Origin of the sequence: Thioclava sp. UBA3469, from assembly GCF_002378135.1 — a bacterium.
Classification (GTDB): domain Bacteria; phylum Pseudomonadota; class Alphaproteobacteria; order Rhodobacterales; family Rhodobacteraceae; genus Thioclava; species Thioclava sediminum.
In genome coordinates this window covers 3,037-3,240 of sequence record NZ_DFRG01000158.1, presented here as the reverse complement: position 1 = coordinate 3,240, position 204 = coordinate 3,037, and the positions used below count along the sequence as shown (strand labels likewise).

Here is a 204-nt window from a genome sequence, read left to right as displayed (position 1 = left end):
CAGCACCGGGTTGAGCGACGTCATCGGTTCTTGGAAAATCATCGCGATGCGGTTGCCGCGCATGGCGCGCATCCGGCTTTCGGGAAGACGGGTGAGGTCTTCGCCCTGGAAGCGGATCGCGCCGGAGCTGACCCGCAGGGCAGGGGGCGGCAACAGCCCCATGATCGCCAGAGAGGTGAGTGATTTGCCCGAGCCGCTCTCGCC

At 66.2% G+C, this 204-nt stretch carries 1 protein-coding gene; it reads right to left on the bottom strand.

Annotated features, from left to right (window positions below; genetic code table 11):
* The coding region (locus B3D39_RS12220; protein ID WP_286789732.1) for an ATP-binding cassette domain-containing protein at positions 1-204 on the bottom strand (204 nt) is incomplete at both ends.